The following is a 14,357-nucleotide window of genomic DNA, read 5'->3' as shown; positions in this document are numbered from 1 at the left end:
GTTTATAGACGGGCACTAATTAGAGAACTCCTTTAACTTTTTTTCCTGTAGCACTAACAACCATTTGATCCTTAAAAACAACTTCCGAGGGAATTTTATAAGAGGCAAGCCTTGAAGAACAAAACGCACGCACCTTTTCCTCGGAGATATCACTTTGTGCACCTCGAACCACTGTTGCCTTCAGAGCTTCTCCCAGCACGGGATGCTCCACTCCCTCCACGGTGCAATCAACCACTCCGGGCATATCTACAATGACCTCCTCAATTTCCTTAGGACTCACCCGCTTACCACCTACTTTTACAATCTCTTTTTTTCTGGCACTTAAATAGATAAATCCATCCTCATCCACCGTTCCCAGGTCACCGGTATGCAACCACCCATTGCGGATGGAAGCACCGGTAGCCTCTTCATCTTCAAAATAGCCCTTCATTATATTTTTTCCTGATGCGATAATTTCACCGGTTTCCCCGGGCGCCACCGGCTGGCCACTTTCATTCACTACCTTCAACTGCACCCCGGGAATTCCTTTTCCTATGGATCCGGCCTTTTGAGGAAGCATTGACGGAGGCAGGTAAGACAATCTGGCTGTGGCCTCTGTCTGTCCGTACATTACAAAAAACTTGATTTCCGGAAAAACCTGATTGAATTCCAGAATAAATGCTTTATGCAACTTTCCCCCTGCCTGCGTTACATAGCGCAAGTCGGGAAACTGACTCTCCTTAAAAGAATCTGATTTCCTTAAAAGAATCTGAAAATGACTGGGAACTCCTGCAAAACCGGTGCAGCGATATTTCTTTAATTCATTAAGGACACTGCCCAGGAACATAAAATTATTGTTTAACACAAGGGTGCCTCCCACCTTTAAATGAGTGTGCAGCAAAGACAAACCATAACAATAAAAAAATGGTAACACCACCAGCACCGTATCCTCAATCCCAAGCTTCAGATACCTTAAAATAGATGATGTATTTGCCATCAAATTTTCGTGGGTAAGCATTACCCCTTTAGGCACCGCAGTGGAACCTGAGGTAAAAATTATCTGTGCCAGAGAATCTGGTGCCATTGCCGGTCCGGTTTTATAACCTGCCTTTTGATGATTCCCGATCCATTCGAACGTCTCCTTCTCATCAGCATAAACCCCTTCCGGATTTAATCGTGCAGCAACCGAAGAATGAAGAAATGCATAAGGAGCTCCGGTCTTCTCCTTTACAAAGACAAAACCATCAGGCTCAACGGCAGGATTCACAGGCACACAAACACACCCCCCCTTCATTATGGCCAGATAAACCGTAACAAAAAAAACATTGTTAGGCGATAACAAGAGGATTGGCGTTCCGGGAGTAAAATTATCGTGAAACCATAATGAAAGCGTATAAACGTTCCGGGCAAGTTCACTGTAACTTAACTTTTCACGGGACGAAACAATTACATCCTTGTCCAGTCGCGCAGTTTTCCGAAAAAAATCATCAACAACATTCATCTTCAGTCTTCTTTATTCCCAAAAATCATAATCGTGTAAAGGCGCACTTCTGAGATAATCGGTAGTCTTCATTTTACGCTCAAAATTGGAATAATTGTTCAACACATCTTCTTTACTCATTCCTAATACAGGAGCAACCTCATCAGCAGAAAAACCGTTCTCCCAACCATACCATAATAAATCCATCTGTTCAAAAGGCATTTGATAGAAAAATTCTTCCTGGGTCTGCTCAGCAGTATAAGTATCCGTAGTTGGAACCCTTTCGATGATACCGGTGGGCACCCCTAAATGACGGGCCAATTGAAAAACCTGAGTCTTGTACAGATTTCCAATGGGCATAACATCTGCTCCACCATCTCCGAACTTTACAAAAAAGCCTTGCTTTACCTCATGCTTATTGGGAGTTCCAATAACCGCATAATTATTAGCTTCAGCGTGATAATAAAGCATGGACATACGACTTCTTTGTTTGAAGTTGGATGCCGCAACTATTTGCAAATAAGCCTTAGGTGTCAATCTTTTTGAGACCTCTTCACCATTAGAGAAGACAACCGTTACATAAAAAACGGGAGGCAGTTTTCGTTCCAGAATATCCCGTGGAATCACAATTTTCATTTTATCTGTTTCCGGATTGTATTCAGGTACGATGCTCTTAACAGCTTCATCACGACGCGCGTAACAACCAAACCCTTTCAATGCTTCGCTGATATTTTCTTCAACAGTGGCTGTATTAAAAGTATCCGCGAGTTCCAGAGCAAGATTCTTACTATCAGGACTTGAATCATGCTCAGGCAGCAAAACGCCCAAAACTTTCTCTGCACCAAAAGCCCTTACTGCAATAGCCAGGGTTACAGAAGAGTCAATTCCCCCGCTTATCCCTACCACTGCACCTCTTCTGCGAAACCGGTGAAAAACATCCTCTCTCAGTTTATTGCAAATACGATCCAGCAAAACCTCCGGTTCCTTAATTTTTAAAACATCTTTTGTAAACTTCTTTTTTTCAGGCATTTTTTTCATCAGTATACTATTTATCTAAGTTATCGGTCTTACGGAACTCGCATGTAAGGAATTTATACATTATATTTTGTCGCATCCCTTGCAATGTTCATTTCATACTTAATTATTGATTACACTTTGATCACACCCCGCACCTCTGCTTCTCTTATCTCTTCGGGAGAAAGCGGTTTAAACTCATCAACAAACTGTTTCCACAACAAATGCGTGGAAAGCACTGCAACAAAGGCCATCTGATCAACCTCTGAATAATTATTACTCTTTCTCAGCCTTGTCAACAACATCTCCACCGCTTTTTCATCAAAGATTCCGGCTGCCTTGCAGATATCGGCAGAAAGAAGTTCTGATACATATCCGGAAGTTCCCGACCTAAGAAAAGGAGTTGCCAACGGTGCCCTGTAAGCCTGCTTTGCCCGGTTAACCACATCATCAGGCAATCGATTTTTAAACTGATGTTTTAACAGGACTTTTTCTTTCAGGCCTCTCAGCTTAAAGTCATCGGGCAAAGAATGACAAAATTCCATAACACGATGATCCAAAAAAGGATAACGCCCCTCCACACTATTACTCATAGCCATACGATCGCCTTGTGAGGAGAGCAAATACCCGGACATAAAAATCTCTGATTCGATGAACTGAGCTTTGCCCAAATCGCTCTGTCTCTCAAGAACCGGAGTAAGAATTTGTTCCAAATGACCAATCATTTGCTGGTTGCCGGAAGAATTGTTTCGCATCATCTTCCTGATTTTCGAGGTGTTGTTCCACCTCAGAAGATGAGAATAAAGTACCGAGTCCGTATCCTGCAAACGATATCCGAAAAACATCTTAAGCGCATTGGGCCCCATCTTTCTCAATTGCGGCAGGTAGGGATAAAGGCGTCCAAGTAAAAGCGGGCGAATAACAGAATCGGGATTTCTGGCCCAGAATCGACGAATTTCCATCTCCTTAAAAATGTTATATCCTCCGAGCATCTCATCAGCACCTTCGCCTGTCATCACAACCTTTATATTGTTTTGCCGCACCAAACCGGAAAGCTGTTTCATTGGCAAGGGGGCTGTCCGCAACAAAGGCATTTCGGCATGCCAAACTGCTTCAGGAAAACCATTAACAATATCATCCTGACTGCAGTATGCCCGATGATGGCGGGTTTTCAACAACTCCACCATTTTGTCCTGGTAAGACCCTTCATCATATTCAGCATCCGAAAAACCGATGGAAAAAGTCTCCAACAATCCTTCCGGTACCTGGTTGCGTATCAGCAAAGCAATAACAGAAGAATCGAGCCCTCCACTTAAATAAGCTCCCACCGGAACATCTGCCCGCAACCGCAATGCCACCGAGTCATTAAGCAATGACTCCAGTTCCTCGCCGGCCTCATTCATTGTCCCCTTAAAGCTGTTCTCTGTTGAGGAAAATACAGGAGTCCAGTACCTTTTCAATTTTACATGTCCGTTTTCAAAAATCATAAAATGAGCAGGAGGAAGCTCATTCACTTTTTCGAAAGCTGTACGGGGTGACAAGGAAGTCCAGAATGTAAATACCTGTTGCAGAGAAAACTCATCCAGCTTTCGATGCAACCCCGGAAACTCAAAAAGCGCTTTAATTTCAGACCCAAAAACCAAATGTTCCCCACTGAAAGTATAAAAAAGAGGACGAATCCCAACCCTGTCACGAGCAAGAAACAACCGTTTCTCCAATGTATCCCAAACGGCAAAAGCAAACTGACCATTGAGTTTATTCAGACAATCTGTACCATACTCCCGAAACGCAAACAGCAAAACTTCAGTATCACTATTCGTCCTGAAGTTGCATCCCAACTTTTCCAATTCAATCCGTAATTCACGGTAGTTAAAGATTTCGCCGTTAAAGGCAATCCAATAACGCCCGGTATCGTCGCACAAAGGCTGCTGGCCTGAGGCCAAATCAATAATACTGAGACGTACACTTCCCATGCTCATCAGGGGAGACAGAAATACCCCAGACTCATCAGGGCCCCGATGCCTGATCCGGGACAGCATCTTATTCAAAACCGAATGACTGTACTTTTCTTCACCAATATTTCCAAAGAATCCTGCTATCCCACACATTTAACTTCTGATATTTGAATGATAGTTTAACCAAACCTGTGTTATCCATCGCTTCACGGCAAGTTAAGAGGAGCCGGTTTCTTTTTCCACCTCTATTTGTTTGGTGACCTGAATAATTACATGAAATGTATATAAATAGTGATGACAGAAATTAACCTCGCCCAAAAGGATAAGAAAATACCGTCAATGCAGTGAAATTCTGCATTGACGGTATTTAAAAAACAAAAGCCACCGGAATTTTCACTCCGATGGCTTTTGTCTAGTTGTTTTAATCCTGCTTATTTAGTGCCCGTCTATAAAGTCGGGAAAGTTTTTGGCTGGAGCCGTGTCTGTTCAGAAAGTGACAGTTACAAGGCTTGCGACCGCGTGCCGCCTAAAGCTTTAGCGGTGGCGCAAGTCCGAAAATACGGAGTTTACTTTTTCTAAATGAGTACTTTTCGGACAAGCGTAACGCAGTAAATGGTGCTTTATGGACAGACACTATTTGGGCAGCTTAATTCTGTAATTCACATTTACTTTACCTTTGCTGATGGCATTAAGTTTACTCTTAAGGAGGCGTTTTTTCAATGGTGCCAGATGATCCACAAAGAGAATCCCGTCGATGTGGTCATATTCGTGCTGAATCACCCGGGCAGCCCATCCTTCATATACCTCATCATGCTCATTAAAATCGGCATCCACATACTGAATACGAATTCTGGAGAGACGACCTACACTCTCATTGACTCCGGGCAAGCTCAAACAGCCCTCGTTATCTGAAACGGATGCTCCGTCACGTTCCACAATACGGGCATTAATGAATACTTTCTTGAAATCTGCCAATTCCGGCATCTCATCTGCCAAAGGAGTTGCATCAATCGTAAAAATCCTTTTAGACAAGCCAATCTGGGGGCCTGCAAGCCCAATACCATCGGCTTTATACATGGTCTCATACATGTCCTCAATCAACTGTTGGAGACCTTCTTTTTCTTCGGGCAAAAAATCTTCAGCTTCTTTCCTCAACACGGGGTGCCCGTAAACTACTACAGGATATATCATTTTATTCTTAGTTGTTGGTTTGTTTTGTTTTCAAAGGAAACCCTTTCCACTAAAAACATGATTAACCGTTAATATATTCATATAATTCTCTAATAATCAACAGGTAGCCTTTGTCTAAGTTTTGCATTCACTGCAACGCCAATGCTACCCATTTCTACAAAACAATCGTCCCCTGGACTGGAGTACCGTAACAAGGAAACATCGAACAACAATTACTACCTTCTCAAAATTGAAAAACATTTTATCATGACATAAATTCGGCTTTAGCGTAACACTCCTCTCACTTCTTATCTCTCAATTCTTTCCGCTCATCCCTCATTTCTCATCCCTCATTACTCACTCACCCATACCTTCCACCATTACGCTCCTCCATAAAAGTCTGAAGTATAATCGTTGCACTAATCTTATCCACCAACATTTTATTTTGACGTTTCTTTTTACTGAGGCCGGCATCTATCATGGTCTGGAAGGCCATTTTACTGGTATAACGCTCATCAACCATATGAACAGGGATGTGCGGATATTTGTTCTGCAACGAGCGCACAAACGGTCGGATTTGCTTCATGGATTCCGAATCCTCACCTGAATCTTTGGTGGCATGTCCGACCACAAAAGCCTCAACCTCCTCTTTGGCAAGATACTCTTCCAAAAAAGAGTAAATTTTGGCCGAAGGAATGGTATCCAGTCCGTTGGCAATAATCTGTAACGGATCTGTTACTGCCAGTCCGATTTTCTTTTTCCCGTAATCAAAAGCGAGGATTCTTCCCACAATTATTTATTTTTCAGGCACAAAATTAACAAAAAAAGCGGGAACCAACCGGCTCCCGCTTTCTAAATAAGATGTAAAACAAGTTGTTATTGCTCACGGGCAGCAGCCTGAGCAGCGGCCAGACGTGCGATGGGCACACGATAAGGCGAACAACTTACATAGTTCATACCAGTACGGTGGCAGAACTCAACAGAAGAAGGCTCACCTCCGTGCTCACCACAGATGCCTACTTTCAGTTCGCTCTTGGCACCACGACCACGCTTGGTTCCCATTTCCACCAACTGACCAACACCTTCCTGATCCAACACCTGGAAAGGATCATCCTTCAGGATACCCTTGTCAAGATAAATGGGCAGGAATTTACCGGCGTCATCACGAGAGTAACCAAAGGTCATCTGTGTGAGGTCATTGGTTCCAAAGGAGAAGAAGTCGGCTTCCTTAGCAATCAGGTCAGCTGTAAGAGCAGCGCGTGGAATCTCAATCATTGTACCTACCAGGTAGTCGATTTTATCACCATACTCCTCAAAAACTTTATTAGCAGTAGCATGGATAATATCCGCCTGCATCTTGAACTCTTTCAGCGTACCAATCAGGGGCACCATAATTTCGGGACGGGCATCTACACCTTTTTTCTTCAGGTTAAGAGCTGCCTCGATAATTGCACGGGCCTGCATTTCAGTAATTTCAGGATAAGTGATTCCCAAACGGCAACCACGGTGTCCCAACATAGGGTTAAATTCTTCCAGGTCGGCAACCGTGTTGCGAATTTGCTCAATGGGCACTCCCATTTCTTCAGCAAGAGATTTTTGAGTAGCCTGTTGATGAGGTACAAATTCGTGCAATGGTGGATCAAGCAGACGAACAGTCACACCATATCCGGCCATAGCCTCAAAAATTCCCTCGAAGTCTTCTCGCTGATAAGGCAGCAACTTGGCCAGTGCCTTCTTGCGCCCCTCAACAGTTGAAGAGAGAATCATCTCACGCATAGCTTTGATACGCTCGCCTTCGAAGAACATATGCTCGGTACGGCACAATCCGATACCCTTAGCACCGAAGTCACGGGCTACTTTTGCATCATTAGGAGAATCGGCGTTGGTACGAACACTCATTTTAGCGAATTTGTCCGACAACTCCATGATCAGAGCGAAATCTCCACTCATGTCGGGCTTACGAGTCTCCACTTTCCCTTCATAAACTTCACCGGTAGAACCGTTCAGGGAGATCCAGTCGCCTTCGTTATATACTTTACCATCAATAGTCATGGTACGGGCACGGTAATCAAGCTTAACGTTTCCTGCTCCAGACACACAACATTTACCCATTCCGCGGGCTACAACAGCAGCATGTGAAGTCATACCACCACGGGCAGTAAGAATTCCGCGGGCTACGTTCATCCCTTCAAGATCTTCGGGAGAAGTCTCGGTACGTACAAGAATCGCTTGTTCAAACTTAGCGGCTTCATCGGCAAAGAATACAACTTGTCCGGTAGCCGCACCGGGAGATGCGGGCAAACCTTTAGCCAAAACTTTAGCCGAACGAATTGCAGTTGAATCAAATACGGGGTGAAGTAATTCATCAAGTTTGCCAGGCTCCAGACGCAGCAAAGCAGTTTTCTCATCAATAAATTTGTCACGATACATATCCATGGCAATTTTCACCATAGCAGCACCGGTACGTTTTCCGTTACGGGTTTGCAGCAACCAAAGCTTACCTTCCTGAATGGTAAACTCAAGATCCTGCATATCCTTATAATGGTTCTCAAGTTTCTTTTGTACGTCGAACAACTCTTTATAAAGATCAGGCATAGTCTCCTCAAGAGAAGGAAATTTGCTGGCACGCTCCTCTTCAGAAATACCCTGAAGTTTGGCCCAACGACGGCTTCCTTCCAGAGTAATCTCCTGAGGTGTACGAATACCGGCTACCACATCTTCACCTTGTGCATTAATCAGGTACTCACCGTTGAAAATGTTCTCACCGGTAGCAGCGTCACGGGTAAATGCAACACCTGTAGCTGAAGAGTTACCCATGTTACCAAATACCATAGCCTGAACGTTAACAGCAGTACCCCATTCGTCAGGAATGCCATTCAATCGACGGTAATAAACAGCACGACTGTTGGTCCAGCTGTCAAACACAGCGGCTACAGCCCCCCAAAGTTGCTCATAAGCATCAACCGGGAAATCTTTACCGGTACGCTTCTTAACAGCTTCTTTAAATTTCTGAACCAGGCTTTTAAGATCCTCAACAGTGAATTCAGTATCCAGTTCGATACCTTTTTCTTCTTTCACTTTCTCCATGATCTCCTCAAAAGGATCTGAATCTTCTTTAGATTCAGGCTTCAAGCCCATCACTACGTCACCATACATCTGGATAAAACGACGGTAAGAGTCCCAGGCAAATCTTTCATTACCCGATTTCTTTGCCATTCCCTCCACAGCTTCGTCATTCAGACCAAGGTTCAGAATGGTATCCATCATACCGGGCATAGAAGCACGGGCACCTGAACGCACAGAAACCAACAAAGGATTCTCTTTGTCGCCAAACTTAGTTCCGGTTTGCTCTTCAACCTGGGCAATGGCTTTTTCAACTTCATCTTTCAGAAGAGAAACCACCTTATCATGTCCCAACTCATTGTACTCGGTACAAACATCAGTTGTGATGGTAAATCCCGGAGGCACCGGTACACCAATAAGGTTCATTTCAGCCAGGTTGGCTCCTTTACCACCAAGGAGCTCCTTCATGTCGGTTCTACCCTCGGCTTTTCCATTTCCAAATGTGTAAACACGCTTATCACTCATAATCGCTTCTTTTGTAATGTTTTATGATTAAAGCTTAATAATTTTTTATTTTTACGGCCTTAAAATTAATCAAATTTATATCGAAAATTCAATAATTTAATAGTTTAGATGCCCAACTTGTTAAATTCTTACAATAATAAATCATAAGTGTTCAGTTAACGAAAAGGGATTGCTTAACGATATCCGCAACGGCAAGGGTTTTCGCGAATTCACTAAAAAAAACCGGATTGTCCCCGATGGACAAATCCGGTTGCAAATATTCTTCCGGCGCCTTTAGCGCATGGGATATTTTTTAAAGTACTCCTTCGATTTCATTAAGAAATCCACATACTGTCCCCGCTTATATGCAAAAGGTTCGGTAATGCGACTGTGTGCCATTTTACCTTTGAAATCATCAATGGAATTGTACCCTTTTTCTTTCATCCAGTCACTCAACTCATTGAGCATCTTTCCTATTTGTTCAGATCCGTTGCGGTAGATGGTACTTACCACCTGAGCCACATCAGCACCAGCAAGCAGAGATGCAATCAAATCTTCTCCGTCCAGGATACCTGTATTGGCAGCAATACTGGCCTGAAGTCGTCCATGCAACAAACCGGCATATCTCAAAGACAGGCGATTATCCCCTTTATGGCTCAGATTATAGGGCATTTCAAACTCTTCATTCCAGATATTGATATCGGGTTGAAACAGTCTGTTAAACAACACAAATGCATCAGCTCCATCTTCACTAAGCCGGTTGATAAACTCCAGGGCATTGGTGTAAAAAGGACTCAATTTTACAGCCACAGGAATCTGCACTTTCTTTTTTACCCTTTTCAAAATATCAATCCGGGAATTTTCAACTTCCTGAGGCGTTTTATTCGCATCGGTAATGGTACTATAGAAATTCAGTTCCAGACCATCAACCCCGGTAGAGGCAAGCAACTCGGCATAATCCTCCCAGGTGGTATCATAAATACAATTAAGACTTGCAATTACCGGAATAGAAACCGATTCCTTGAGCTCTTTCACAGCCATCAGATGAGCTCTGGGTCCTGAGTGCTCAACCTTGGGAAAAAGATCAACCATTTCGGCATGCCGGTCATCATATTCATGAAGATCCTCATCCAACTCAGCAGCTTCAAGGTTTATTTGCTCCTCAAAAAGCGATTTATAAACGATGGCAGAAGCTCCGGCTTCTTCCAGCTTTTTAACCATTTCTTTATCGGTTACCAGGTTACTGGCCCCGACAATTAACGGATTTTTCAGGGGAATCCCCATGTAATGTGTAGATAGATCCATATTCTAAGGGTATGTTTTAGTGGTTTATAATTTCAACCTGAATAATTAACAATCTTTATCTCTTTTTTGTTGAAAAAGCCTCTACAAACTCATTATCAAAACCTGGTGGAATGTCTCATAATTTACCAAATTAAGATTCATTACACTGGCAAAATGTTAAGAAATAAAGTGACTTCAAGTTAATAAATTTCGGGTAACAAATCAAAAAAAGGCAGCCCCAAAACGGAGCTGCCTTCCAAAAAACTATGATAATACTTATTCGGCGTCGTATGCCATAGCAGCAAAGCGCTTGTAAGTACTGTATCTCCATTTAGCATTGGTTTCAGCAGCTTTGAAAAGCTCCTCTGCCTGCTCGGGGAATGATTTCATCAGAGCTGTGTAACGCACCTCTCCTTTGAGGAAGTCCTGGAATTTACTCCAGTCGGGCTCTTTAGAATCGAGCTGGAACGGATTTTTTCCTTCTGCTTCCAACATCGGATTGTAGCGATACAAGTGCCAGTAACCACTCTCCACAGCTTTCTTACCTTCGGCCTGAGATGCTCCCATACCAGCTTTCAAACCATGGTTGATACATGGAGAGTAAGCGATAATGATGGAAGGTCCCGGGTAGGCCTCAGCCTCTTTCAGAGCTTTGAAATACTGGTTCTGGTTGGCTCCCATAGATACCTGAGCAACATAAACGTAACCATAGGTAGTAGCCATCAGACCAAGATCTTTCTTACGGATAGCTTTTCCGGCAGCAGCAAATTTAGCCACAGCACCAACAGGAGTTGACTTGGAGGCCTGACCTCCTGTATTTGAATAAACCTCAGTATCCATTACCAGGATATTGATGTCACGACCGGAAGCAATAACATGATCCAAACCACCGTAACCGATGTCATAAGCCCATCCGTCACCACCAAATACCCACACTGATTTTTTAACCAGATAGTCTTTGAGTGCCAGGATCTCTTTGGCAACAGCGTGTTTCTCATTTTCCAGTGCCTTAAGAACAGCGTTGGAAACTTCACGGGTCTTTTCGCCATCCTCTTTAGCTTCAATCCAGGCTTCAAAAGCAGCTTTGGTCTCAGCAGCAACAGCCGACAAATTCTCATTCATCAGACGCTCAAGACGATCACGCATCTTATCCACACCAACAGCCATACCCATACCATACTCGGCATTGTCCTCAAACAGTGAGTTGGCCCAGGCTGGTCCCTGACCTTCAGAATTGGTACAGTAAGGCGTGGAAGGAGCTGATCCACCATAAATAGAAGAACATCCGGTAGCATTGGCAACCATCATACGGTCTCCGAACAACTGGGTAATCAACTTAATGTAAGGTGTTTCACCACAACCGGCACAAGCTCCGGAGAACTCAAACAAAGGCTTGGCAAACTGAGAAGCCTTCAGGTTGGTGGTTTTAGGCGTGATATTGTCCTTAATAGTAACTTTGTCAGTCACATAATCCCAACGCTCTACCTCTTCCATCTGAGTTTCAAGCGGCTTCATAATAAGCGATTTTTCCTTGGAAGGACACACATCGGCACAGTTTCCACAGCCGGTACAGTCGAGTACACTTACCTGAATGCGGAACTTCAGACCATCAAACCCTTTACCGTTGGCTTTCTTAGCCTCAGTACCTTCAGGAGCATTGGCCAACTCTTCCTCATCCAAAAGGAAAGGACGAATGGCTGCGTGCGGACACACATAAGCACACTGGTTACACTGAATACAATTGTCCATCTGCCACTCGGGAACTTCCACAGCGATACCACGCTTTTCGTAGGCGGCAGTACCTGCGGGGAAAGTACCATCTTCGCGACCTTTAAAGGCGCTCACCGGAAGATCATCACCTTTTTGAGCATTGATGGGGAATACAATCTTGCTGATGAACTCAGGAACATCTTTCTTAACTGCTTCGGGCTCAGCTGCAGCATTGGCCCAATCGGCAGGAACCTCAATCTGAGTTACATCGCCACCCTGTTCAACAGCCTTAAAGTTCATATTCACGATGTCTTCGCCTTTCTTGCCGAAAGACTTCACAATGAACTTCTTCATCTGTTCAACAGCCTGATCGTAAGGAATTACTTCAGCAATCTTAAAGAAAGCCGACTGCATAATGGTATTGGTACGGTTACCCAATCCAATTTCCTGTGCAATCTTGGTAGCATTGATGATATAGAATTTAATATCATTCTCGGCCATATACTTTTTCATATCGGCCGGGATACGACTCTTTGTCTCCTCTTCGTCCCAGATACTGTTCAAAAGGAAGGTTCCACCTTTTTTCAGCCCTTTGAGCATATCGTACTGACGAAGGTAAGCAGGTACGTGACAAGCAACAAAATCAGGAGTATTCACCAGGTAAGGTGAGCGAATGGGCTCATCACCAAAGCGTAGGTGAGAAATGGTAATACCACCTGATTTTTTAGAATCGTAGGCAAAATAAGCCTGTGCAAATTTATCTGTGTTTTCACCAATAATCTTGATGGAGTTCTTGTTGGCACCCACGGTACCATCAGATCCCAATCCATAAAACTTACCGGCAAAAGTTCCTTTAGGTGCAAGATTGATTTCCTCTTTCAACGGAAGAGACTTGAAAGTCACATCGTCAACAATACCTACGGTAAAATCATTCTTAGGCTCATTCATTTTCAGATTTTCATAAACTGAAACAATCTGAGCAGGAGTAGTATCTTTAGAAGACAATCCGTAGCGTCCGCCAACCACAATGGGGGCATTTTCTTTTCCGTAGAAGAGATCGCGGATATCAAGGTAAAGTGGGTTACCATTGGCACCTGGCTCTTTGGTACGATCCAGAACAGCAATTCGCTTGGTAGTTTTGGGAAATGCCTCAAAGAAGTACTTGGCTGAGAAAGGACGGTACAGGTGTACAGCAATCAAACCAACTTTTTCTCCATTGGCATTGAGGTAATCAACAGTTTCTTTAATGGTATCAGTAATTGATCCCATAGCAACCACAATGTGTTCTGCATCATCGGCACCATAATAATCGAAAGGACGATACTTACGACCGGTAATTTCAGAAATTTTATCCATGTAGTCGGCTACAATATCCGGAATCGCGTCGTAGAAAGAGTTGGAAGCCTCACGTGACTGGAAATAGATATCCGGGTTCTGAGCAGTACCACGGGTCACAGGATGTTCCGGATTCAGAGCATTGTCACGGAATTTCTGCAAAGCATCCCAATCCAGAAGTTTAGCCAGTTCGTCCTGATCAATGGCTTCAATCTTTTGAATTTCGTGTGAAGTACGGAAACCATCGAAAAAATGCATAAACGGAATACGGCTTTTGATGGATGCCAGGTGAGCAATACCTGCCAAATCCATAACTTCCTGCACACTTCCGGTGGCCAGCATGGCAAATCCTGTCTGACGAGTTGACATCACATCACTGTGATCGCCAAAGATTGACAATGCCTGAGCTGCCAAACTACGTGCACTCACATGAAATACTCCGGGCAGCAATTCACCCGAAATTTTGTACATGTTAGGAATCATCAGCAACAATCCCTGTGAAGCAGTAAATGTAGAGGTAAGTGCACCGGCCTGAAGTGAACCATGTACAGCACCAGCAGCACCTGCTTCAGACTGCATCTCTTCCACTTTCACAGTTTCTCCAAAGATGTTTTTCCGTCCGTTGGCTGCCCACTCATCCACGTTTTCAGCCATGTTGGATGACGGAGTGATGGGATAGATAGCTGCCACCTCACTAAACATATATGCTACGTGAGCTGCAGCGTAGTTCCCGTCACAGGTAATGAACTTCTTGTTTTTAACCATTTGTCTGTTCTCCTTATTGTTTTAAAAATCACTTATCTTTTGTAATCACCAATATTTATTCTAATCTGTTCTGCAGGGCAGGTAAAATTAATTCCGGG

At 43.7% G+C, this 14,357-nt stretch carries 8 protein-coding genes; all 8 read right to left on the bottom strand.

Going from position 1 to position 14,357, the window contains the following annotated elements:
- Nucleotides 1-19 precede the first annotated feature (19 nt).
- The 8 genes from BY457_RS12720 to nifJ all read right to left on the bottom strand — a co-directional run bounded on the left by BY457_RS12720 (nucleotide 20) and on the right by nifJ (nucleotide 14,259).
- Nucleotides 20-1,480, bottom strand: a complete 1,461-nt coding sequence (locus tag BY457_RS12720; protein ID WP_106153709.1) for a class I adenylate-forming enzyme family protein — start codon at nucleotides 1,478-1,480, stop codon at nucleotides 20-22.
- A 12-nt stretch (nucleotides 1,481-1,492) separates the two neighbouring features.
- Complete coding sequence (nadE, locus tag BY457_RS12715; RefSeq protein ID WP_258176721.1) at nucleotides 1,493-2,497, bottom strand: NAD(+) synthase; 1,005 nt, start codon at nucleotides 2,495-2,497, stop codon at nucleotides 1,493-1,495.
- Between the two features lie 110 nt (nucleotides 2,498-2,607).
- Nucleotides 2,608-4,581, bottom strand: a complete 1,974-nt coding sequence (gene asnB, locus BY457_RS12710) for an asparagine synthase (glutamine-hydrolyzing) (protein WP_106153708.1) — start codon at nucleotides 4,579-4,581, stop codon at nucleotides 2,608-2,610.
- A 480-nt stretch (nucleotides 4,582-5,061) separates the two neighbouring features.
- Nucleotides 5,062-5,619 carry a peptide deformylase gene (gene def, locus BY457_RS12705; RefSeq protein WP_106153707.1) on the bottom strand — a complete coding sequence of 186 codons (558 nt, stop codon included), beginning with the start codon at nucleotides 5,617-5,619 and terminating at the stop codon, nucleotides 5,062-5,064.
- 340 nt (nucleotides 5,620-5,959) lie between these two features.
- Nucleotides 5,960-6,388: a Holliday junction resolvase RuvX gene (gene ruvX / locus BY457_RS12700; protein ID WP_106153706.1), complete on the bottom strand. Its 429-nt coding sequence runs from the start codon at nucleotides 6,386-6,388 to the stop codon at nucleotides 5,960-5,962.
- Nucleotides 6,389-6,474: 86 nt separating this feature from the next.
- Nucleotides 6,475-9,186, bottom strand: coding sequence for a pyruvate, phosphate dikinase (ppdK, locus tag BY457_RS12695; protein WP_106153705.1), 2,712 nt, complete (start codon nucleotides 9,184-9,186; stop codon nucleotides 6,475-6,477).
- Nucleotides 9,187-9,459: 273 nt separating this feature from the next.
- Nucleotides 9,460-10,470 (bottom strand): dihydroorotate dehydrogenase-like protein, encoded by a 1,011-nt coding sequence (locus BY457_RS12690; RefSeq protein WP_106153704.1) that lies wholly within the window; start codon nucleotides 10,468-10,470, stop codon nucleotides 9,460-9,462.
- 255 nt (nucleotides 10,471-10,725) lie between these two features.
- Nucleotides 10,726-14,259 carry a pyruvate:ferredoxin (flavodoxin) oxidoreductase gene (nifJ, locus tag BY457_RS12685; protein WP_106153703.1) on the bottom strand — a complete coding sequence of 1,178 codons (3,534 nt, stop codon included), beginning with the start codon at nucleotides 14,257-14,259 and terminating at the stop codon, nucleotides 10,726-10,728.
- Nucleotides 14,260-14,357 lie beyond the last annotated feature (98 nt).

The sequence above is a fragment of the Marinilabilia salmonicolor genome, from assembly GCF_003003035.1.
Taxonomy (GTDB): domain Bacteria; phylum Bacteroidota; class Bacteroidia; order Bacteroidales; family Marinilabiliaceae; genus Marinilabilia; species Marinilabilia salmonicolor_A.
This window is presented reverse-complemented; position numbering and strand designations above follow the sequence as displayed.